At 65.7% G+C, this 21783-nt stretch carries 16 protein-coding genes and 1 riboswitch; of the genes, 5 read left to right on the top strand and 11 right to left on the bottom strand.

What is annotated here, in order from left to right:
- Window positions 1-107: 107 nt before the first annotated feature.
- Entirely contained in the window at window positions 108-746 is a 639-nt protein-coding gene (gene rsmG / locus J3A72_RS02900) for a 16S rRNA (guanine(527)-N(7))-methyltransferase RsmG (RefSeq protein ID WP_032957829.1), read from the bottom strand.
- A 39-nt stretch (window positions 747-785) separates the two neighbouring features.
- The gene (locus J3A72_RS02895) at window positions 786-1385 is read right to left on the bottom strand and encodes a 4'-phosphopantetheinyl transferase superfamily protein (RefSeq protein WP_046433275.1); all 600 of its coding nucleotides are present in this window, start codon (window positions 1383-1385) and stop codon (window positions 786-788) included.
- Window positions 1386-1469: 84 nt separating this feature from the next.
- On the opposite strand from J3A72_RS02895, the gene J3A72_RS02890 reads away from it, so the two are divergent.
- Window positions 1470-1721, top strand: coding sequence for a GlsB/YeaQ/YmgE family stress response membrane protein (locus J3A72_RS02890; protein ID WP_014648887.1), 252 nt, complete (start codon window positions 1470-1472; stop codon window positions 1719-1721).
- A 72-nt stretch (window positions 1722-1793) separates the two neighbouring features.
- Here the strand turns inward: J3A72_RS02890 and xth are convergent, their stop codons facing one another.
- From xth to J3A72_RS02875, 3 genes are all read right to left on the bottom strand, one after another.
- Window positions 1794-2561 (bottom strand): exodeoxyribonuclease III, encoded by a 768-nt coding sequence (gene xth / locus J3A72_RS02885; RefSeq protein WP_075075847.1) that lies wholly within the window; start codon window positions 2559-2561, stop codon window positions 1794-1796.
- Between the two features lie 170 nt (window positions 2562-2731).
- Entirely contained in the window at window positions 2732-4141 is a 1410-nt protein-coding gene (locus J3A72_RS02880) for a coniferyl aldehyde dehydrogenase (protein WP_075075848.1), read from the bottom strand.
- A gap of 127 nt (window positions 4142-4268) precedes the next feature.
- On the bottom strand, window positions 4269-4808 hold the full coding sequence (locus J3A72_RS02875; protein WP_075075849.1) for a DUF3304 domain-containing protein: 540 nt from the start codon (window positions 4806-4808) through the stop codon (window positions 4269-4271).
- A 1237-nt stretch (window positions 4809-6045) separates the two neighbouring features.
- On the opposite strand from J3A72_RS02875, the gene J3A72_RS02870 reads away from it, so the two are divergent.
- Complete coding sequence (locus J3A72_RS02870; protein ID WP_140223331.1) at window positions 6046-6465, top strand: hypothetical protein; 420 nt, start codon at window positions 6046-6048, stop codon at window positions 6463-6465.
- 14 nt (window positions 6466-6479) lie between these two features.
- Window positions 6480-7175 (top strand): hypothetical protein, encoded by a 696-nt coding sequence (locus J3A72_RS02865; RefSeq protein WP_140222890.1) that lies wholly within the window; start codon window positions 6480-6482, stop codon window positions 7173-7175.
- An 853-nt stretch (window positions 7176-8028) separates the two neighbouring features.
- Here the strand turns inward: J3A72_RS02865 and J3A72_RS02860 are convergent.
- Together J3A72_RS02860 and J3A72_RS02855 are read right to left on the bottom strand one after the other, a co-directional pair.
- On the bottom strand, window positions 8029-9693 hold the full coding sequence (locus J3A72_RS02860; RefSeq protein WP_014648890.1) for an MFS transporter: 1665 nt from the start codon (window positions 9691-9693) through the stop codon (window positions 8029-8031).
- 161 nt (window positions 9694-9854) lie between these two features.
- A complete protein-coding gene (locus tag J3A72_RS02855) occupies window positions 9855-11282 on the bottom strand; it encodes a DcaP family trimeric outer membrane transporter (protein WP_032957835.1) in 1428 nt (475 codons plus the stop codon).
- Window positions 11283-11527: 245 nt separating this feature from the next.
- Here J3A72_RS02855 and acs point away from each other — a divergent pair, with 245 nt between their 5' ends.
- Together acs and J3A72_RS02845 are read left to right on the top strand one after the other, a co-directional pair.
- Complete coding sequence (gene acs / locus J3A72_RS02850) at window positions 11528-13471, top strand: acetate--CoA ligase (protein ID WP_014648892.1); 1944 nt, start codon at window positions 11528-11530, stop codon at window positions 13469-13471.
- A gap of 110 nt (window positions 13472-13581) precedes the next feature.
- Complete coding sequence (locus tag J3A72_RS02845) at window positions 13582-14247, top strand: response regulator transcription factor (protein WP_006477308.1); 666 nt, start codon at window positions 13582-13584, stop codon at window positions 14245-14247.
- A 102-nt stretch (window positions 14248-14349) separates the two neighbouring features.
- On the opposite strand, the gene J3A72_RS02840 is transcribed toward J3A72_RS02845, so the two are convergent.
- From J3A72_RS02840 to J3A72_RS02825, 4 genes are all read right to left on the bottom strand, one after another.
- Window positions 14350-14805, bottom strand: coding sequence for a transposase (locus J3A72_RS02840; RefSeq protein WP_032957838.1), 456 nt, complete (start codon window positions 14803-14805; stop codon window positions 14350-14352).
- A 146-nt stretch (window positions 14806-14951) separates the two neighbouring features.
- Window positions 14952-15527, bottom strand: coding sequence for a manganese efflux pump MntP family protein (locus J3A72_RS02835; protein ID WP_032957840.1), 576 nt, complete (start codon window positions 15525-15527; stop codon window positions 14952-14954).
- Window positions 15528-15615: 88 nt separating this feature from the next.
- Window positions 15616-15705, bottom strand: a riboswitch (yybP-ykoY riboswitch).
- Window positions 15706-15845: 140 nt separating this feature from the next.
- The gene (locus J3A72_RS02830) at window positions 15846-19304 is read right to left on the bottom strand and encodes a PAS domain-containing hybrid sensor histidine kinase/response regulator (protein ID WP_014648893.1); all 3459 of its coding nucleotides are present in this window, start codon (window positions 19302-19304) and stop codon (window positions 15846-15848) included.
- 233 nt (window positions 19305-19537) lie between these two features.
- Window positions 19538-21685 carry a S46 family peptidase gene (locus tag J3A72_RS02825; protein WP_075075854.1) on the bottom strand — a complete coding sequence of 716 codons (2148 nt, stop codon included), beginning with the start codon at window positions 21683-21685 and terminating at the stop codon, window positions 19538-19540.
- Window positions 21686-21783: the final 98 nt, after the last annotated feature.

Here is a 21783-nt window from a genome sequence, read left to right as displayed (position 1 = left end):
TGTGCCTCGTCGACGTGTGCTGGGACCGGTCATTATGCGTACAACCGGCCCCTTGCGGAAATCGTGGATCGCCAACCCGTTGTTCCACAAGGGGCTGGCGGCGGGAATCAGGGGCCTGTAACAGTGACCAGGTGGCGTTCGCCGGCCAGGCCGGGCACGCTCAACGGGGTCACCTCACGCACCTGCCAGCCCGCCGGCAGGTCCGCGATCTCCTCATGCGGGTGGACGCCCTTCATGGCCAGCAACACGCCGCCGGGGCGCAGCAGGTGGCCACCGACGCGGACGATGCCGGCCAGGGTGTCCATCGCGCGCGCGGTCAGCTGGTCGTAGCGGCCGGCCTCGTCCAGCGCCTCGGCGCGCGACTCGGCCACGCGGGCGTTGCCCAGGCCGAGCTGGCGCACGGCTTCGCGCATGAAGCGCGCCTTCTTGCCGTTGCTCTCGACCAGGGTGACCTGCAGGCCCGGGCAGGCGATCGCCAGCGGGATGCCGGGCAGCCCGGGGCCGGTGCCAAGGTCGGCCAGGCTGCCGTCGGCCACGAACGGCTGCATCGCCAGCGAGTCGAGCAGGTGGCGGGTGACCATCTCCTGCGGGTCGCGGATGGCGGTGAGGTTGTAGGTGCCGTTCCAGCGGTGCAGCAGGGCCAGGTAGCGCAGCAACGGCGGCGCCAGCGCGGCGTCCAGGCCCATGCTGGCCAGGCCCTGTTCCAGCGTGGCAGACACGCTGGCGGGAAGTGGGTGTTCGCTCATGCCGGCATTATCGCCGGTTTTGCGCGCCGATTCCCCGCTTCAGTGTGGATACCAGGCCAATGCGGCGCGGAACTGGCCGCTGGCCTGCCACTCGTGCAGGTGCCAGCGCGCGGCCTCGCCCAGTTCCGGGTCGCACCAGCGCAGGTGCAGGGCGCCATCGGGCCCGGGCGCCAGCTGCAGGCGGTGCAGGCCGAACGAGATGCCCTGCCCATGCGCCTTGAGGATAGCCTCCTTGACGCACCACACGCGGAAGAACCAGTGCTCGCGCCCGGCCTCATCCAGGCGTTCCAGCCAAGCCACCTCCTGCGGGTGGAAGAAGCGCCGCACGATTTCCAGCAGGCGCGGTCGCGGCCGCAGCAGCTCCAGGTCCACGCCCAGCCGCACGCCTTCGCCCAGCGCCACCAGCAGCACCTCGCCGCTGTGGCTCCAGCCGGTGCCGTAGTGGGCCAACGGGCCGCTCAGTTCCGGCCGGCCCTTGTCATCACGGACCAGCGGCAGCGTCTGCGGGTCGGCGCCCAATGCCTGCGCCAGCACCTGCCGCGCCTGCGGTTCACCACGCTGGCCCGGCACATGCGGGCGCCGCCAGACCGTCACCGGACCGAAGCGCCACGGGCCATCGAGGGTGGCTGGCAGGCTCATCCGCACACGCCCATCACGCAATTCCACGACGGGTTCACAGCCCTGCGCGTCAACTGGTCACAGTTCCCCACCGGAGGTTCGATCATGGGCATCATCATCTGGCTGATCGTCGGCGGCATCGTAGGCTGGCTGGCCAGCATCATCATGAAGCGCGATGCCCAGCAGGGCATCATCCTCAACATCGTGGTCGGCATCGTCGGCGCGCTGATTTCCGGCTGGCTGTTCGGCGGCGGCATCAACGAAGCGATCACCCTCCGCACCTTCCTGTTCTCGCTGATCGGTGCGGTGATCCTGCTGGCGATCGTCAACCTGTTCACCCGCAAGAGCATACGGTGATCTGAGGGTAGTGCCGGCCACTGGCCGGCAGATGTTCCAGAACGGGCCCGGCAATCGTCGGGCCCCGTTCGTTCAACCGATCTGCACCCAGGCCGGCGCATGGTCACTCGGGCGTTCCCAGGTGCGCGGCTCGCGGTCGATGCCCGAGGCCACCGCACTGCCCTTCAGCGCGTCTGAGACCAGGGTCAGGTCGATGCGCAGGCCCAGGTTGCGGCGGAAGCCGGCGGCACGGTAATCCCACCAGCTGAAGGTGCCCGCCTCGTCATTGTGCAGGCGGAAGCCATCGTGCAGGCCCAGCTGCAGCAGCTTGTTGAGTGCGCCGCGCTCGGCGGTGGAGGTCAGGATGTGGTTGTCGTTCCACACCGCCGGGTCGTGCACGTCGCGCGCGTCCGGGGCGATGTTGAAGTCGCCCATCACGACCAGCTTCGGGTGGCGCTGCAGTTCTCCGGCGATCCAGGCATGCACCGCTTCCAGCCAGCGCAGCTTGTAGTCGTACTTGTCGGTACCGATGTCCTGGCCGTTGACCACGTACAGGTTGATCACCCGCAGGTCGCCGAAGGTGCCGGCGATGACGCGCTTCTGCTCGTCCTCGAAACCGGGAATGCCGATCTGCACGTCCTGCGCCGGCTCACGCGACAGCAGCGCCACGCCGTTGTAGGTCTTCTGGCCGGCGAACACGCTGCGATAGCCTGCGGCGATCAGCGCCGAATCGGGGAACTTGTGGTCCTCCAGCTTGGTTTCCTGGATGCCGACGATGTCCGGGCCGAACTCCCTGAGCCACTGCTCCAGGTGCGGCAGGCGGACATTGAGCGAATTGACGTTCCACGAGGCGATTTTCATGGGGGCATTCTACCCGGGTGGGCCACCCATGCCCGGTAGTCGCCAACCTTGGTTGGCGCCGAGGCCCCCATGTGCCAACCAAGGCTTGCACCCACCGGTAGTGCCGGCCGCTGGCCGGCAACCCCATGAACCGTCGGCAAGACCCTGCAGTTGCCGGCCAGCGGCCGGCACTACCGAAGCAGCAGCTTCAACAACCCCGCAATCTTCGAATACGGCGGCCGCAGCCGGTCGCTGGCCGCCCAGCGCGACTGCCACAGCACCGGCAGCCGCTTGCTCATCGCATCGAACCCGGCGCGGCCGTGGTACGCGCCCATGCCGCTGGCCCCTACCCCGCCAAACGGCAGGCCATCGGCGGCGAAGTGCAGCAGCGTGTCATTCACCGTCACCCCGCCGGCCACCACCTGGCCGAGGATGCGCTCCACCGTCGCCGTGTCGTGGCTGAAGGGATACAGCGCCAGCGGCCGGTCGCGGGACAGCACGTCGGCCAGCGCCGCCTCCAGATCCGGATAGGCCCGCACCGGCAGGATCGGCCCGAAGATCTCCTCTCGCATCAGGTCCAGGTCGTCCGGCGGGTCCAGCACCACGGTCGGCACCAGCAGGCGCTCGCGGTCGGCGCGCGCGTCATCCACCTGCGCCAGCGGAATCACCGGCACCCCGCGCTGCCGCGCCTGTGCCAGGTAGCCCTGCAGGCGCCGGTACTGGCCTTCATTGATGATGCGGGTGTAGTCGTCGGCATCGCTGAAGTCGCCATAGCGCTCGCGCACCTGCTGCTGCAGCGCCTGTACGAACTCGCGCTGGCGCGCGGTATCGATCAGCACGTAATCCGGCGCGATGCAGGTCTGGCCCGCGTTGAACCACTTGCCGGTGGCCAGCCGCGCAGCGGCTTTGTCCAGCGGGAAATCGCGACAGACAATCGCCGGCGACTTGCCGCCCAGTTCCAGCGTGACCGGTACCAGATGCTCAGCCGCGGCAGCCATCACCTTGCGGCCGACCGCCGTCGAACCGGTGAACAACAGATGGTCCAGCGGCAGCGAGGACACCGCCGCCGCCACGTCCGCCCCACCCTGCACCACCGCCACCCGATCGGGCGGGAACACGCTGGCCAGCAGATCGGCCAGGAACGCGCTGGTGCGCGGCGTGTGTTCCGAAGGCTTCAGCAGCACGTGGTTGCCCGCAGCGATGGCGGTGGCCAAAGGCACCAATGCCAGCGTGACCGGGTAGTTCCACGGTGAGATCACCCCCACCACGCCGAGCGGCGTCGGCCGCAGCTGCGCGCGCGCCGGCCACAACTTCCATCCCGCCGATGCCCGCTGCGGCTTCGACCAGCGCCGCAGGTGGCGCCGCAGGTGGTCGATGGCCGACAGCACACTCATGCCATCGGCCAGTTTCGATTCAACGTGGGCGCGATGCCCGAAGTCCTCGGCGATGGCCTGGGCCATTTCGTCCAGGCGCGGCTTCAATGCCTCGCGCAGACGGCGCAGGTCGGCTTCGCGCTGGTCGAGCGTGGGGCGCTGGGCCTGCCAGGCGCTGCGCAGGGTGTGCAGGAGGGCGGAAAGGTCGGCTGGCTTGGTGGTGGTCATGGGCCGATTGTAGGGTCGAGCCGTGCTTGGCTCGCATGCCAACCTTCACGCCGTGACACGGGGTCTCATTGGGATACCTCCCAACCGCCTTGCATGCGTTCACCCTCGCATGCAAACCCGTCCATCACTACGTCTTCTGCTGGTCGGTACGTTGTGCCGGACATGACTGCGGCTCCGGCAACTCCAGCGGAATTTTGATCGGGTACTCAGGGCTGCCGTAGGAGTAACAGGAGGTGGTGACCTGAATCTCATCGCAGGGCAAGAAATGCACGGTGATGCCACAGACTTTCTGATCGGTGTAATCCGGGACGGCGACGACTTTGCTATGCCTGCGCTTTTGCGCCAGGATTTTCTTCTCCCAAGCTAAGAATTTGGCCCAGTCTTCGGTTCCAGGAAAATCTATCGAGCTTCCGGCACCCGTTTCCCAGTCAACCCGCACCATCAGGCCCGGATACCAGCGCTTTGGTGCGCCGTAGCAGCAACCTCCACCCCAATCTTGATATGGGCCAATGATGTCAACGGCTGAACGGCCATCGACACTGAACCGGTTGATCGCCCAATGAGTGTGGTTGACGCCATAGATCGCACTCGCATCCACAGCGTAAGCAGATAAGAGCAGAGGTGGGCCGGCAAGAAATGCCAGCACCACGCGCTTCAAAACAAACATCACTCAAACTCCATAAAGTATAGCCCTCGTATCTTGTCCGAGGGCACCAAGGCCCTACTCAGGCGCAAACTCCCGCCTCCAGTCACGCAGGAACTCGACCTCCCGCGCGATCAGCGCTGATTCTGCTGCGGACGCGTCGGAGAACTGTGCGCCCGACATTGGAATCCTCTTCAGGGGGACATTCCGATCACCTACGAAGAAGTGGGGCGTAAAGCAGTAAGGCTCATCGCCCGATTCCGTGGGCTGCTTCACCAACGTCGCAAAGATCGCATTCATCGGCATGCTCGGTTTGGTGAATGAACACCACGGATGCGACGAGACGATGTCCTGAATCCGCGCACCAGCCCGACGGAACTCCGTGGGACTGAGAACCTTTCCGAGAGACTCGATGTACCCGATAGGTGTCGACTTCCGGTTGCGCCTCGACAAGCCATCCTGAGTTGTCATGCGATGTGCAACTGCAATCGCAGGTCACCAACGTTGCGCTTGGTACGGCGTTGTTCCAGGACAGCCAGACCTTCCCTGTGAAGCCACATGCGTTTCTGCGCCGGCCGCTGACGCTGAGACAGTGATGATCGCTGCCAGAAGTACCCTGCGCATGTCCCGATCCGATTCGATGAATCACACATGCTATGGGGCGTACGGATGAGCAGGGCGAACTCGGGCTATTTGCGTCAGATATCGGCTGTTGTGGCTATAGATCTTTGCCTACGATGCGGCTGGATGCGTCACCCGTCGATACGGCCATATCCTGGACTGATGTGTAGATTCGTATTTTTTCATTGCCAAGCCGGCTCACCAGCATCAGGGTAATGACTGTCCAGAACCAGATGTTGGAAAGAATGCGAATAGTCTCCGCATGCGTGGCCGGCTGGCTTCTGATTGCAGGACCTGCCGTCGCAGCAAGTCCACCCATTGATTACGCCCGTGTCGTCAAGGCCAAGACGTCAAGGGTACAGGGACACTGGGCTCGCTATGTAGAGATCTCTGGTTCCCCGTGTTTCGCGATTCAACTTTTCGAATCTGAATCTCTAGACACTCTCATCCGCCAGAAGGAGATTTGTTCGCTTGGGAAGCGGCAGTTCTCGAGTGATTTCGCTTATGTCGGAGTCGAAAACATTGAGTTCAAGCATGACCACGTTCATCTGGAGATCGACTTCACGCTCCTTCGCATACCCGGCCGCAATGTTCGGGATTGCTCAGTCGCTATACGTCACGGATACATCGGAGATTTGGTTTGCTGATGCACCTTTCACTTCTGCTGATGTTCGGCGCAGCGGCTGCCCTGATGAACGAGCCAGTGAAAGCTGCACCGCGTCCCATCAACTATTCAAAGGTCACAAATGCAGAATTGGAAAGAGCTGGCGATCTCCTGGTCAGATACGTGCTGACGGCGGACAATCCGTGCCTGACGATCCAGTACCTGAAACCCGGTCATCCAGGCATCTTCCTGCGCGATCGGACGATCTGCTCGCTCGGCGAAGCCAGATTTGATCGCGACTTCGCATTGGTCGACTTCAAGGCACTCGATTTACACGATGACCGTCTGGATGTAGAAGTGGAATTCACTCCCTCACGAAGGGGACGCAAGGTGATCAGGTGGTGCTCCATCGCCCTGCAGCCTGATTCCATTGGCGATCTGGTGTGCAATCGATGATGGTGGCTCTCGTGATGGCCGCAGTACTGTCTCTGTCTGAAGCGTCGACTGCCCCTCCGCCGCCCAATGGCCATTTCGCGCAGGATACAAAGCGCGAGTATGTCGCGATGGTGGGCGACAGCCTGGCGTCGCTTGTGGGCGAGCTGGACGGTGAGCCCACCTCTGGCGCCACCATCGATCTGGTGCTGGCTGCTTTGGAGGAGCGACTGAAGCGTACCCCATGTAGGTCAGCGGGTCCTGGCAATACGCAGTCGCAACCACGTGGCATCACCTGCAACGCACCTGATGCAGAGCGCCTCTTTCCCTACTACGTGGCCCTGCGGCGAGCAGAGACACCAGCAGAGCACGACAGTCGGGGCCGTCGCTTTCTGGAAGCCCATGCCACCTTGCTCAGGGATGCACCGGATGTCGCCCTCACGCGACCGAGCGAGGGTGAAGCGGCAGATGGCTTGTTACATGTGCTCTTTCCGTTCGAGGCCTGGGACAAAAGGCTGAACATCCCACGCCATCAGGTGCACTTCCCGTTTGTTCCTCTGTGCAACCTCGTTGTCGCTCGCGCTGCGCGCTGCCCGGGAGTCGACCAGTTGCGTAGAGAAATTGGTCGGGCAGGCGATGAGAGTGAACAGCGCTTGTTGTGCATCAAGGAGTTCTCGACGCGGCAGCTGGCGGAGGAAGGTGAATGCCCGGAAGCGACCACCACCAGCCCCTGATGCCCATCACATGCTCCCGCCTGAAATTGACGGTTTCCTGGAGAGTGATTTTGTTGAGCTTGATCTTCACTGTGCTCGCAGCAGCGGCTTCAACAGAGGATGCGAAGTCTGGCAGCGGGAGATGGGTGCACGCTCGCAGCAACATCACCTTGCGATACGACGGCGAGGAGAATGGACGCTACCGGAACCTGTCGGTGATGAAACAGGGCAAGCTGGTGCGCCGCATAGCGTCGCGCAAACGCTCGTACTCTCTATTCGAGTACGACACCGACCCGGCGACGTCCCCTGACGGTCGGTATGTGCTTGTCACTGACGTGGAATCCGGTGAGGTTGGCATGCCGGATGGACGCCGTTCTCTGCATGAAAGGCAGTACTGCGGTTTCATCGACACACGAAGCGGTTGCCTGCTTGCGCGTCAGACCGGGCAATTCTGTGGAGGGCAATTCAATGACGCTGGCGCCTGGGTATCTCCCGCCCTTCCTGACCTGCACCCCTCTGAGGTGCGTCCCACTGCGGAGGACTATGCCACAGCCCGCCTGAGTTCCTCGGATGCACCCGATGGTTCCCTCGACAATCTGCTTCGCTGCGACCCACCAGGCCCAGGCAACAGGGACCACTACGGGAAGCTGATCGATGCGGGGATCTTTGACGTCACTCCCTCGCAGAGAAGGGCACTGTACGGCGGGTAGAGCTGACTGTTGATCGACCGCACAAGGCTGCAGCGTGTACTGCATACCGCGAGGGGTCAGAGCCCATTCGCGCGCGAATGGGATCCGACCCCGGTCACCACCCCACAAGCAGAAAGGCCGCGGTCTGCACCGCGGCCTTTCCTTCACTGCATGGAACCCACCGGTTACTTGGTGATATCCACGTTCTTGGTTTCGCGCAGGAACAGGCCGCCGATCACCACCGACATCAGTGCGATCGCGATCGGGTACCACAGGCCGTAGTACAGGTTGCCGGTACCGGCCACCAGCGCGAACGAGATCGCCGGCAGGAAGCCACCGAACCAGCCGTTGCCGATGTGGTACGGCAGCGACATCGAGGTGTAGCGGATGCGGGTCGGGAACAGTTCGACCAGGTAGGCGGCGATCGGGCCGTAGACCATGGTCACGTACAGCACCAGCAGCCACAGCATGAAGATGGTGCCGGCGATGTTGATGCGGGCGCCATCGGCCTTGGCCGGGTAGCCGGCGGTGGTCAGGGCGGTCTTCAGTTCCGCACCGAACGCATCGGCCTTGGCCTTGCCTTCTTCCTTGGTCAGGCCGGCGGCCTCATACGAGGTGACGCTGGCGCTGCCCACGTTCACCATCGCCAGCGAACCGGCGGCGGCGGGCTGCACGTCGTACGGCACACCGGCCTTGGTCAGCGCGGCGGTGGCCACGTCGCAGGAGCTGGTGAACTTGCGCAGGCCGACCGGATCGAACTGGAACGAGCAGGTAGCCGGATCGGCCACGACCAGGGCCGGCGAGCTGCTGCGGGCTTCTTCGATGGCCGGATTGGCGAAGTGGGTCAGGCCCTTGAAGATCGGGATGTAGGTGATGGCCGCCAGCAGGCAGCCGGCCAGGATGATCTTCTTGCGACCGATGCGGTCGGACAGCCAGCCGAAGAAGATGAAGAACGGCGTGCCCAGTGCCAGCGCAGCGGCGATCAGCAGGTAGGAGGTGGTGGCATCGACCTTCAGCATGCTGCTGAGGAAGAACAGCGCGTAGAACTGGCCGCCGTACCAGACCACCGCCTGGCCAGCCGCCGCACCGAGCAGGACCAGCAGCATCAGCTTCAGGTTGCCCCCCTTCAGGCTGTCGCGGAACGGGGTCTTGGAGCCCTTGCCTTCAGCCTTCATCTGCTGGAACAGCGGCGATTCGCTCAGCTGCAGGCGGATCCATACCGAAATGCCCAGCAGCAGGATCGAGACCAGGAACGGGATGCGCCAGCCCCAGGCTTCGAAGGCCTCGTTGCCCAGCGTCATGCGGCAGGCCAGGATGATCAGCAGCGACAGGAACAGGCCGAGCGTGGCGGTGCACTGGATGAAGCTGGTGTACAGGCCGCGCTTGTCGTCCGGCGCGTGCTCGGCCACGTAGGTGGCGGCACCGCCGTACTCGCCGCCCATCGCCAGGCCCTGGGCCAGGCGCAGGATGATCAGGATCACCGGTGCGGCGAAACCGATCGAGGCGTAGTTGGGCAGCACGCCGACCAGGAAGGTCGAGATGCCCATGATCAGGATGGTGACCAGGAAGGTGTACTTGCGGCCGATGCGGTCGCCGAGGCTGCCGAAGAAGGCCGCGCCGAACGGACGCACGAAGAAGCCGGCAGCGAACGCCAGCAGGGCGAAGATCATGCCCGTGGTTTCATTGACGCCACTGAAGAACTGCTTGGCGATGATGGCCGCGAGCGAGCCGTACAGGAAGAAGTCATACCACTCGAAGACCGTGCCGAGGCTCGAGGCGAAGATGACTTTCTTGTGGCCCTTGGTCAGGGTGCCCGCCGCATGGTGCGGGCCTGGTGCAGTGCTGGACATAAGACGCTTCCCCTCCGAAGCAATCGTTGTGGGTGGGTGCCGACCGTTGGTCGGCACACAATCTCTGTAGGTGCCGACCTTGGCCGGCACCCCATCTCGGTAGATGCCGACCTTGGCCGGCACCCCATCTCGGTAGGTGCCGGCCGCTGGCCGGCACGCTCTTAGAAGCTGTACTTCGTGGTGAACTGCAACCGGGTGATGTCACCCTTGTTGCCGTTCTCCACTTCGCGGCGGCCGTACATCAGCTCGGCGCCGATATCGACCTTGGGCAGCGGCGAATAGAAGATGTTGCCGCGGATGCTCTGCACGCTCTTGGTCACCAGCGGGCCGAGGATGCTGTCGTTGTCGTAGTCGCTGCGCGCGTAGATCAGGTTGGTGCGCAGCTTCGGCGAGAACGCATGCCGCCAGCCCACGTAGCCGGCCAGCACGCCGGTCGGGTTGAGCTCGTCGCGGGCCACGTCGTAGGCGCTGTCGGCGGTGATGCCCAGGCCGATGTAGCGGGCGATGCCTTCGCCGCCGGTCAGCTGGTAGTGCAGCGAATCGCTGTCACCCATCACCCACTTGCCGCCCAGGGTCAGGCCGCCAGCCACCTTGTCGGCCTTCGCGCCGGTGGCCTGGTTGTCCACCTTCAACTGGCGGACGATGCCACCGACACCAAAGGTGCCCCAGTCGCCCTTCCAGCCATAACGCATGGTCAGGTCGGGCAGGCTGCCACGGTCGGAGTTGGCGCTGGCGTTGGTCCAGGCCCCGGTGACCGGGTTGCGGGTACCGGTGAGGGTGGTGGTTTCCGGGTTTTCCAGTGCGACGCTGAAGCCGCCCTGGGTGTAGCGCACCTGGGCCTGGCGCACGAAGATCACGCCGTCGGTGGGGCCGACGAAGTCGACCGCCTCCGGCAGCGCGGCCGCGTCCATGAAGTTGGACCAGGTCTGGCCGGCCATCCAGTTGTTCCAGTACATGTAGGCGTGGCGCAGGGTTACGCCATAGGTATTGGTGGCGGTCTGGTTGCCCAGCGAGTTGCCGAAGAAGTCCATCTCGAAGAACGCACCGGCCTTGTTGCCCGATTCGCTCACGTTGTCGATGCCCAGGTTGAAGCGCGAGAACTTGGCGTGGGCGTTGAAGTCGGTGCCCGAACGCTTGCCGCTGCCGCCGGCGCCTTCCACCGGGGTCTGGCCCGGCAGGTACAGCGAACGGCCGGTGGCGTCGTCGGCCAGCTGGCCATCGCTGGTCTGGGTGGCCAGGAAGTCGGCCTTGATGAAGCCACCGATCTTGACCGTGGTGCCGGGCGCGGCGCCCGGAGTGATGGTGGTGACCTGGATCGGCTGCTTGCCCGCCGGCACCGAGGCGACCGGCTTCTGCCCGGCCTGCACCGTGCGCACTTCGGTCACCGCCTGCTGGGTCTGGCTGATCTGGGTCTGTTGTTGTTGCTGCGAAGACAGCAGCAGCTGGACCTGGCGTTCCAGTTCGGCAACGCGTGCTTCCAGTGCCTTCTCTTTGGCGGTCTCTGCGAACGCCATGCCCGGTGCGACCAGGGCGACCAACAGGCAGGCCGCCAAAGGTGTGCGCACGGCTTTCAACGTACGGTGGCTCATGTTGCCCTCTCTCCCAAGTGGCAAGGTGATGCCGCGCGTGGGGCACGGTCGAGCCGAGACTGCGGGGCGTTCGCGCACAGCGGCTATTGGCCATTGGTCGAACCCGGCCCTGCTGGGCGCTCACTTTCGACCATGGTCTAACCAGGGTGGTGACGCGGCCGGGGGTGAATGGGGCAAACTGAGGGGGATCGGTCGTTGCGATGCTGCGACCGCACATACAAAGTCAACGTGCAAGTGAGGGTGCCATGGCTGATATCTACCCCGTCGATCCGCAGTTCGCCGCCAAGGCACGCATCGACAAGACGTCGTACGAACAGCAGTACCAGGCGTCGGTGACCGACCCGGATGGTTTCTGGGGCAAGGCCGCCGAGCGCCTGCAATGGATGCGCAAGCCGACGAAGATCAAGAACGTCAGCTATGACCTGTCCGACTTCCACATCAAGTGGTTCGAAGATGGCGAGCTCAATGCCAGCGTGAACTGCCTGGATCGCCAGCTGGAAACGCGCGGCGACAAGACCGCCCTGCTGTTCGAGCCGGACGGCCCGGATGCACCGGCCCAGCACGTGACCTATCGCGAGCTGTACGAGCGCACCTGCCGCCTCGGCAACGCGCTGCGCAACCTCGGCGTCAAGAAGGGCGACCGCGTCACCATCTACCTGCCGATGATCGTCGACGCCGCGGTGGCCATGTTGGCCTGTGCGCGCATCGGTGCGATCCACTCGGTGGTGTTCGGTGGCTTCGCGCCGAACTCGATCGCCGACCGCGTCAGCGACTGCCAGAGCAAGCTGATCATCACCGCCGACGAGGGCCTGCGCGGTGGCCGCAGGATTCCGCTGAAGGCCAACGTCGATGCCGCGCTGAAGCTGCCGGGCACGAATACGGTTGAAACCGTGCTGGTGGTGCGCCACACCGGCGGCGCGGTGGACATGCAGGCCCCGCGCGACCGCTGGTTCCACGATGTGGTGGACAGCCAGCCGTCCACCTGCGAACCGGAACGCATGAACGCGGAAGACCCGCTGTTCATCCTCTACACCTCCGGTTCCACCGGCAAGCCCAAGGGCGTGCTGCACACCACCGGCGGTTACCTGCTGTACGCGGCCTACACCCATGAAGCGGTGTTCGACCTGCGCGAAGACGACGTCTACTGGTGCACCGCCGATGTCGGCTGGGTCACCGGCCACAGCTACATCGTGTACGGGCCGCTGGCCAACGGCGCGACCTCGCTGATGTTCGAAGGCGTGCCGAACTACCCGGACACCTCGCGTTTCTGGAACGTCATCGACAAGCACAAGGTGACCATCTTCTACACCGCCCCGACCGCCATCCGCGCGCTGATGCGCGAAGGCGAGGAGCCGGTGAAGAAGACATCGCGCGCGTCGCTGCGCCTGCTCGGCAGCGTCGGCGAGCCGATCAATCCGGAAGCCTGGCGCTGGTACTACGAAGTGGTCGGCGACAGCCGCTGCCCGATCGTCGATACCTGGTGGCAGACCGAGACCGGCGGCATCCTGATCTCGCCGCTGGCCGGCGCGATGGACCTCAAGCCGGGGTCGGCCACCCTGCCCTTCTTCGGCGTGCAGCCGGCGCTGGTCAATGCCGATGGCGAGGTCCAGGACGGCCCGACCGAGGGCAACCTGATCATCCGTGATTCCTGGCCGGGCCAGATGCGCACGGTGTACGGCGACCACCAGCGCTTCATCGATACCTATTTCCGCACCTACCCGGGCAGCTACTTCACCGGCGACGGTTGCCGCCGCGACGAAGACGGCTACTACTGGATCACTGGTCGCGTTGACGACGTGATCAATGTGTCCGGCCACCGCATCGGCACCGCCGAAGTGGAAAGCGCGCTGGTCTCGCACCCGAAGGTGGCCGAAGCGGCCGTGGTCGGCTTCCCGCACGACGTGAAGGGCCAGGGCATCTACGCCTACGTGACGCTGGTGGCCGAAGAGGCGCCGAGCGACGAGCTGCAGAAGGAACTGGTCGCCTGGGTGCGCAAGGAAATCGGCCCGATCGCCACGCCGGACCACCTGCAGTGGGCGCCGGGCCTGCCGAAGACCCGCTCGGGCAAGATCATGCGCCGCATCCTGCGCAAGATCGCCGAGAACGCGCCGGACCAGCTCGGCGATACCTCGACCCTGGCCGACCCGTCGGTGGTGGCCTCGCTGGTGGACGAGCGCAAGGTGCGCTGACGTACGGCCCGGGGCCGGCTCCCGGGGTCGGATCCCGTTCCGCCAGGAACGGGCTCTGACCGCCGTAGGATCTGGCCCCATGCAGTTTCCCCCCACGGTTCCCCCCGACCATGACCACCCTCCTGATTGCCGATGACCACCCGCTGTTCCGCGAAGCCCTGCGCGGGGCGGTACAGCGGGTCATCCCCGGCGTGCAGCTGTTCGAGGCCGACAGCGTGGAAGCGCTGTATGCACTGGCCGACCAGCACAACGACGCCGACCTGGTCCTGATGGACCTCAACATGCCTGGCGCACAGGGTTTCAACGCGCTGGTGCACATGCGTTCGCTGCACCCGCACCTGCCGGTGGTGGTGGTGTCCGCGCGCGAAGAAGCCACGGTGATGCGCCGCGCGCTCGACCACGGTGCGCTCGGCTTCATTCCCAAGTCCGCCGACTCGGACACCATCGGCCACGCACTGGGCACCATCCTTGATGGCGAGACCTGGGCACCGCCGGAAGCGCACAACGTGCCGCCCACCGGCAGCGAAGAACGCGAAGTCGGCCAGCGCCTGCGCGAGCTGACCCCGCAGCAGTTCCGCGTGCTGCAGATGCTGGGCGCCGGCCGCTTGAACAAGCAGATCGCCTACGACCTCAACGTCTCCGAAGCGACGATCAAGGCCCACGTCACCGCCATCCTGCGCAAGCTGGGCGTGACCAACCGCACCCAGGCCGTGCTGATGGCCGGCAAGCTGGCCATCGACGACGACGCCATCGTGCTGCCGCCGGAAGAAGATTGATCGTAACGGACTGCGGAGCCGAGCATGTGCTCGGCTCCGCAGCCTTCATGATGCCCCTGTAGAGCCGAGCCCATGCTCGGCTGCTCTTGGCCTCAATACCGATCACCCCCAAAGCCGCCATCGACTCCATACATAGGGGTATTCCCCGATGCGCGTGGCCAGCCCAGCACGCACTGGATTGGCTGCAATGTACATCGCCTGCGTGCGCAGGCACTCATCGCTGCGCAACGCATGGTCGTAGTACCCCGGCTGCCAGATCGGTGCGTTCGCATCAACGCGCCTGGCGATGGATCTTCCACTCCGGGACTTCAGGATCTGCATGCAGCCGGCCAGCGTTCCGGTACGCAACTCGACCAACCAATGCAGGTGGTCCGGCATGACCACCCAGGCGAGGGAGGAGGTCCGCCCCGTCCGCTCTACGGTGCGCAGCGCTTCGATCAGCAGATCGACATTGGCCTTGTCGTCGAACCAGGGACGGCGTGCGCGTGTCACAGCCGTGATCGCGTAGACATTGCCGGTCTGCGACCAGCGACCAAAGCGGAGTGCGGGACTGGCCATGCGAAGAGGCTATGGCACGCATGACAGCCTCTCCATCAGCGAAATGCCGTGCTGCATGTCGGCGAATGCTCCAATGTAGAGCCGAGCCCACGCTCGGCTGCCATGTGAAGCAGCCGAGCATGGGCTCGGCTCTACAGGGGCGGGCGTTACCCCACGCCGTGCAGGTGTTCGTACAGGATCGTTGCGCCGATGATCACCAGGATCACGCCACCGATGATCTCCGCACGCTTGCCGACCATGCTGCCCAGCACGCGGCCGAGCATGATGCCGACGGTGACCATGGTCAGCGTGCACAGGCCGATCACCGCAGCCATCACGCCGATATGTACATCCATGAAGGCCAGGCCGATGCCCACCGCCATCGCGTCGATGCTGGTGGCGAAACCGGTCAGCGCCAGCTTCCAGAAGCCGTGGTGTTGCGACGGATCTTCGTCGTCCTCAGCACTGTCGGGGCGCAGGCCGTTGTAGATCATGTGGATGCCCAGTGCGCCGAGCAGGCCGAAGGCGATCCAGTGGTCGAAGGCTTCGACGTATTGCAGGGCAGCCCGACCGAGCAGCCAGCCGATGATGGGCGTGATCGCCTCGATGACGCCGAAGATGATGCCGGCACGCAATGCATCGCGGAACACCGGCTTGCGCATGGCCGCACCCTTGCCGATTGCAGCGGCGAAGGCATCGGTGGACATGGCAAAGCCGATCAGGAGGATCGAAATGGGGGACATGGGCGGTGGCTGAGGTCGGGCTGGGACGGACGCACGGCCTGCGCTCGCGCCCAACCTGACGTTGCGCGCGCGGGCCGCTGGTCTCGCCAACCATCATGGTTGTCCACGCCACGGCGCACTGGCCGAGTATGTTGACGTGGACGATTCCTGCGAAGGAATCCGGCTACTCCCCAAGGGGACGCGAAGCTTAGCATCGCGATCCGCACGTGGCGCATTTCCAGCGAAACGCGCAGGCAGGGCTGGTTTGTATAGCGATGGCTATATCGGCGCCGCCATGCGTTCGGGAGCCGAGCACGGGCTCGGCTCTACAATTGCCGATCAGGCATCGCTATTGCCGGCATCGCGCAGCGCGCCCAGGAAGGCGCGCAGCGAGGCCGGCTTGATCGGCTTGGTCAGCACGCGGTAGCCGCGTTCGCGTGCCATCCGCTTCAGTTCGTCGCGGCCATCGGCGGTCAACAACGCACCCGGCAGCGGGTAACCGGCGGCTTCACGCAGCGCCACCAGCGCATCCAGGCCGTCCATGCGGTCGTGCAGGTGGTAGTCCACCAGCATCACCTGCGGCCGCTCGGCCACTTTCTCCAGCGCCTGATCCACCGTCGATGCCGTAATCACCTGCACCTGCCAGCGACCGAGCAGCGCGCGCATGCCGTCGAGGATCTCTTCGTCGTTGTCTACGCACAGCACGCGCAGGCCGGCCAGCGAATCGCTGCGCAGCGGCGCGGCTGCGGCCTGTACCGGCGCGGCCAGTTCGGTATAGCCCGGCAGCGGCGCCACCCGCGGCAGGATGATCGAGAACATCGAGCCCTTGCCAACCCGGCTGCGCGCATTGAGGCGATGGTCAAGCAGGCGCGAGATGCGCTGGCAGATCGACAGGCCCAGGCCCAACCCCTGTTCGCCCCAATCGAACGGCTGCTGGTAGCGGTGGAACTCGTCGAAGATCTGCCGCATGTGGTGCTCGGGAATGCCCGGGCCGGTATCCCATACCTGCAGCTCCACTTCGTTGCCACGCTGGCGCACCGCCAGCACGATGCGGCCCTGGCGGGTGTAGCGCAGCGCATTGGCCAGGAAGTTCTGCAGCACGCGGCGCAGCAGGCGGCGATCACTGCGCACCCAGGCCGGACGCGTGAACAGGTCCAGGCGCAGGCCACGGCCGGCGGCGACCGGCGTGTACTGCGCGGCCAGTTCGCGCATCAGCGCGCTCACGTCGAACTCGCCGATCACCGGGTGCAGGCCACCGGCATCCAGCCGCGACACGTCCAGCAGGCCATCAAGCAGTTCTTCGGCAGCACGCAGCGACGCATCCACGCGCTCGGCCAGGTGCTTCTGCTCGTCGCTCACATGGTCGCTGTCGCGCAGCGCCGAAGCAAACAGCCGTGCGGCGTTCAACGGCTGCAGCACGTCATGGCTGATCGCCGCCAGGAAGCGGGTCTTCGACTGCTGCGCGACCTCGGCCTCGTGCGAGCGCTCGGCCACGCGCTGTTCCAGCGTCTCGTTGGCCTCCAGCAGTGCCTTCTCCGCGTGCTTGTAGTCGGTGATGTCGTTGTAGCTGGTCACGTAACCGCCGCCGGGCAGCGCCTGGCCGCGCATCTCGATCACCTTGCCGTCGCTGCGGGTGCGCTCGAACACGTGCGGTGAGCCGGCGCGCATGTAGCCGATGCGGCGGTTGATCTGCACTTCGATATCGCCCTCGCCCAGCTCGCCGCGCTCGGCGTTGTAGCGGATCAGGTCGGCCACCGGGCGGCCCACGTAGAGCATGCCGTCGGGGTAGCCGAACATGTCCTGGTAGCGGCGGTTCCATGCGGTCAGGCGCATGTCCGGATCAACCACGCTGACCCCGGCGCTGATGTTCTCCAGCGTGGTCGACAGGATCTCGCGGTTGAAGCGCAGCTCCTGCCCCGCTTCGTCCAGCACCGCCACCACTTCGCCCAGGTCCATGCCCGAGCCACGCAGCAGGCTGGTCAGCAGCAGGCGCGCCGATGCCGCGCCGATCGAGGCCGCCAACAGACGCTCGGTGAACTGTACCCACGGCCGGTCCGCAGGCGCCGAGGATTGCAGCTCGCGGCCCAGCGACTGCGCCTGCTCGAAGAACGAACGCCGCGCGTGGCGCTCGCCGACCACGCGCGAGGCCAGTGCCAGCAGGTCGCCCACGTGCACGTGGCCGGGCCAGCCGCCGGCTACCGACGGGCGTTCGGCATACGGGTCGAGGAAGGGGGCAGCGCGCAGGCGCTCGTCGACGCCGGGTCGCCAGCGTGCGGACACCAGCATCATCGTCGCCGCATTGACCAGCAGCGACCAGAACGTGCCATGGGTCAGCGGATCCCAGCCGGTCATGCCGAACAGCTGCTGCGGGCGCAGCCACTCAATGCCGAACGGGCCGTGCTGCACCCAGGCGGCATCGACCCAGCCGGCCATGGTCATCGCCGGCAACAGCAGGGTGTACAGCCAGGTGGCGAAGCCGAGCAGCATGCCCACCTCGACGCCACGCCGGCTGGCACCGCGCCAGTACAGGCCGCCGATCAGGCCGGGCGCGAACTGCGCCACCGCTGCGAACGCCATCAGGCCGTACGAGGCCAGGGTGCTGTCGTTGCTGCTGGTGCGGTAGTAGCTGTAGGCCATCAGCGCCAGCAGCAGGATCGCCAGGCGGCGGATCCACAGCACGCGCGAAGCGACGTCGGCGGCCTCCTGGTGGTCACCGCTCCGACGCAGCAGCACCGGCATCACCAGGTCGTTGCTGACCATGGTGGCCAGTGCGATGGACGACACGATGACCATGCCGGTGGCCGCCGAAAAGCCGCCCACGTAGGCGATCAGCGCCAGCGCATTGCGGCCTTCGGCCAGCGGCAGAGCCAGCACCATCGAGTCGTCGGCGACGCTGCCGCCGGTGCCGAACAGGGTCACGCCGGCGGTGGCGATCGGCAGCACCATGCCCGAGATCAGTACCAGGTAGCCGCCGAACATCCAGCGCGCGCGGCGCACGTCGCGCACATCGCCGCACTCGACCACGGCCACGTGGAACTGGCGCGGCAGGCAGATGATGGCCAGGAAACTGAGCAGCGTCTGCGAGATGAAGCCCACCGGCGGCAGGCCGGTGAACAGCGTATGCACCGACTCGACCACCGCGTCGGTGCGGTTGCTCAGCCACAGGTAGGCGAACACGCCCACGGCCAACATCGCCAGCAGCTTGATCACCGATTCGAAGGCGATGGCCAGCATCATGCCGTGGTGGTGTTCGGTGGCATCGACCTGGCGGGTACCGAACAGGGTGGCGAACAGCGCCATCAGCAGCGCCACGTACAGCGCGGGATCGGTGAAGAAGCCGGTCGGGCCGGTGTTGCCGGTCAGCACCTGCAGGCTCATCGCCACCGCTTTGTACTGCAGCGCCAGGTACGGAATGATGCCGATCAGCGCGATGATCGCCACCAGCGCCGCCAGCCGCCGGGAACGGCCGAAGCGCGAGGAGATGAAATCGGCGATGGAGACCACGTTCTGGCTGCGCGCGATCAGCGCCAGGCGCTCGATGATGCGCCAGCCGAACAGCAGCAGCAGCAGTGGGCCGATGTAGATGGGCAGGTAGCCCACGCCGTTGCGCACGGCGGTGCCGACCGCGCCGTAGAAGGTCCACGACGAGCAGTACACGGCCAGTGCCAGGCTGTAGACCACCGGCCGCAGCCACGGCCGGTCGGGGTACATCGGCCGACGGTCGCCCCACCACGCCACGCCGAACAGCAGCGCGGCATAGGCAACCGAGACCAGCAGCAGGATCCAGCTGGAGACCACGCGTGCGTTTCCGTCAGGACAGGGGTCAGTAGATCACGACCGCTGGTCGTGCGGGTAGGTCACGAGGAAGGACCGCAAGGGTGGGGCATGGCAGTGGGTCACGATCGTTGATCCGTCTGGTGGGTCACGACCGTTGGTCGTGACGGGGACATCCGTGCCCACTAACAGTGGGCACCTACCGGGAATCAATGGGCACCCACCAGGAAGCGGTGGGCGCCTGCCAGGTACCGGCGTTATTGGGCCGGCACGCCCATTTCCTTCAGCAGCTCGGGCGCCGGGTAGACCTTGGCCAGCAGCCAGCGCAGGTAGCGCATGTCCACGTGCACGGCGCGCTTGTAGCGCGGGTCGAACCACCAGCTGGCGCTGACCGACTCCCAGTTGCTGTCGAAGTTCAGGCCGATCAGTTCGCCCCTGGCGTTGAGCACCGGCGAGCCGGAGTTGCCGCCCGTGGTGTCCAGGTTGGTCAGGAAGTTGACCGTCTGGGTCTTCAGTGCCGGATCGGCGGTGCTGCCGAAGTCACCCTTGGCGATCGCGGCCAGCAGCGGCTTGGGTGCATCGAACGGGTAGGCGTTGGTGTTCTTCTCGACGATGCCGGCCACGGTGGTCACCGGCGAGTAGGTCACGCCATCGCGCGGGTGCAGCGCCTCGACCTTGCCGTAGCTGATGCGCAGGGTGCGGTTGGCATCCGGATACACCGCGCGGCCCTGCCTGGCACGCCAGGCGAACAGCGCCTGCATGTACGCCGGGCGCAGGCGCAGCTGCTCGCCTTCGCGGGTCTTGCTCTCGTTCTCGATGCGCAGCTGCGCGGCCACCAGCGGACCGGCCACGCTGATCAGCGGATCGGCGGCCAGTGCCTTGCCTTCGCGTGCGGCGGCAAAGCGCGACAGGCGCTGCGCTTCCTCACCCAGCTGGGTACCGGCATACAGGGTGTCTAGCGCCTTGGCCAGCTGCTGTGGGGTACGACCAAAAGCCGCGTCGAACTCGGCCACGCGCTGCGCGTCCGGCAGCTGCTGGTAGCGGGTCAGCAGGGTGGTCAGCAGGGCCTTCTCGACCTCCGGCGCGTAACGGCGCTGGACCTGCTTGAGCACCCCTTCGATCATCGCCTGGTCGCGCTGCTGGTAGCCGCTCTCGCGCTGCGCGTCCGGCTTGGCCGATTCGATGCGCAGGCGTTCCAGCAGCAGCGCCGAGCGCAGCAGCTGGCTCTGCGCGGCCATCTGCTCCAGCAGCAGGTCACGCTCGCCCACCGCCGCACCCTGCGACAGGTTGGCCAGCAGCGCCTTGATGTCACCCTGGTACCTGCGGTCGGTGGCAGCCAGCATGGCCGTCTCGTCGGCGGCACGCTGGGCCTTCGCATCGCTGCGCAGCAGGCCTTCCAGTTCGCCGGCGGCGCGCTTGCGGTTGTTCTTCAGCGACTGCAGCTGCGAGGCGTAGCGGGTACGCGCCTGCGCGTCCTTGGCGCTGGCGGCCTCGATGGTGTCGATCATCTGCTGGAACACCGATACGCGGCGCGGCAGCACGGTATCGATCTGGCCGGCGAATTCGGCCGCGGTGCGGTGGCGGTAGGTGATGCCCGGGTAACCGGCCAGCATCGCGTAATCGCCTTCCTTCGGGCCTTCCACCGACATCTGCAGGTGTGCCGGCGCCTGGTAGGGCACGTTGTCCTTGCTGTAGGCGGCCGGCTTGCCGTCCTTGCCCACGTAGGCGCGCAGCAGGGTGAAGTCGCCGGTGTGGCGGGGCCACATGAAGTTGTCGATTTCATCGCCGTAGTTGCCGATCGCACGCGGCGGCGCATACACCAGGCGCACGTCGCTCAGTTCCAGCTGGGCAATGCGGTAGAAATCGGTGCCGTAGTACATGTTGGCCACCGAGCAGCGCACGCTGCCGTCCTTCTCGCACTCGGCCACGATCTGCTTGCTGGCTGCATCCACGGCATCGAAGTAGGCACGGCCGGTCTTGCCACGGGCCTGCGCCAGCACCTGGTCGGTCACCTTGTCGAAGCCGACGGTGACCAGCACGCGGAAGTCCGGGTTGGCCGGGCGCTCGTCGGCACGGTCCCTGGCGATGAAGCCACCAGCTATCAGGTCGTGCTCGGGCGAGCTGTTGTACTGGATCACGCCCATCGCCACGTGGTGGTTGGTCAGCAGCAGGCCGTCGGCGGACACGAACGAACCGGTGCCACCACCGGCGCGCACCACGGCGCTCAGCGGCGGCGCGGTGACGTTGGCCAGGTCGGCCGGATTGCCCTTGAAGCCAGCGGCCTGCAGCGGTTGGGCCAGGTCCGGCAGCTGCGTCGGCATCCACATGCCTTCATCGGCGTGGGCGCCGGTGGCGAGGGTCAGGCCCAGGGCCAGGGCGGTGGGAAGGGCTTTGCGTGATGACATGAGGCAATCCGGTACGACAGAACAGCCCGGGACCATAGCCCGTGGGGCGCTGTCGGGCAACGCCCGATAGTCAGGCCTGCGCCGCGCTCCTAGAATTG

The organism is Stenotrophomonas sp. PvP093 (genome assembly GCF_017876915.1).
Taxonomy (GTDB): domain Bacteria; phylum Pseudomonadota; class Gammaproteobacteria; order Xanthomonadales; family Xanthomonadaceae; genus Stenotrophomonas; species Stenotrophomonas muris.
Note: the sequence above shows the minus strand (reverse complement) of the source record. Positions and strands in the feature narration are given on the sequence as shown.

Excerpts from the sequence above, each read along its gene's own strand:
- xth (WP_075075847.1), bottom strand. The coding sequence starts at position 2,561 with ATGAAAATCGCCTCGTGGAACGTCAATTCGCTCAATGTCCGCCTGCCG.
- acs (WP_014648892.1), top strand. The coding sequence starts at position 11,528 with ATGGCTGATATCTACCCCGTCGATCCGCAGTTCGCCGCCAAGGCACGC.
- J3A72_RS02835 (WP_032957840.1), bottom strand. The coding sequence starts at position 15,527 with ATGTCCCCCATTTCGATCCTCCTGATCGGCTTTGCCATGTCCACCGAT.
- J3A72_RS02825 (WP_075075854.1), bottom strand. The coding sequence starts at position 21,685 with ATGTCATCACGCAAAGCCCTTCCCACCGCCCTGGCCCTGGGCCTGACC.
- J3A72_RS02860 (WP_014648890.1), bottom strand. The coding sequence starts at position 9,693 with ATGTCCAGCACTGCACCAGGCCCGCACCATGCGGCGGGCACCCTGACC.
- J3A72_RS02855 (WP_032957835.1), bottom strand. The coding sequence starts at position 11,282 with ATGAGCCACCGTACGTTGAAAGCCGTGCGCACACCTTTGGCGGCCTGC.
- J3A72_RS02895 (WP_046433275.1), bottom strand. The coding sequence starts at position 1,385 with ATGAGCCTGCCAGCCACCCTCGATGGCCCGTGGCGCTTCGGTCCGGTG.
- rsmG (WP_032957829.1), bottom strand. The coding sequence starts at position 746 with ATGAGCGAACACCCACTTCCCGCCAGCGTGTCTGCCACGCTGGAACAG.
- J3A72_RS02890 (WP_014648887.1), top strand. The coding sequence starts at position 1,470 with ATGGGCATCATCATCTGGCTGATCGTCGGCGGCATCGTAGGCTGGCTG.
- J3A72_RS02865 (WP_140222890.1), top strand. The coding sequence starts at position 6,480 with ATGGCCGCAGTACTGTCTCTGTCTGAAGCGTCGACTGCCCCTCCGCCG.
- J3A72_RS02840 (WP_032957838.1), bottom strand. The coding sequence starts at position 14,805 with ATGGCCAGTCCCGCACTCCGCTTTGGTCGCTGGTCGCAGACCGGCAAT.
- J3A72_RS02875 (WP_075075849.1), bottom strand. The coding sequence starts at position 4,808 with ATGTTTGTTTTGAAGCGCGTGGTGCTGGCATTTCTTGCCGGCCCACCT.
- J3A72_RS02845 (WP_006477308.1), top strand. The coding sequence starts at position 13,582 with ATGACCACCCTCCTGATTGCCGATGACCACCCGCTGTTCCGCGAAGCC.
- J3A72_RS02880 (WP_075075848.1), bottom strand. The coding sequence starts at position 4,141 with ATGACCACCACCAAGCCAGCCGACCTTTCCGCCCTCCTGCACACCCTG.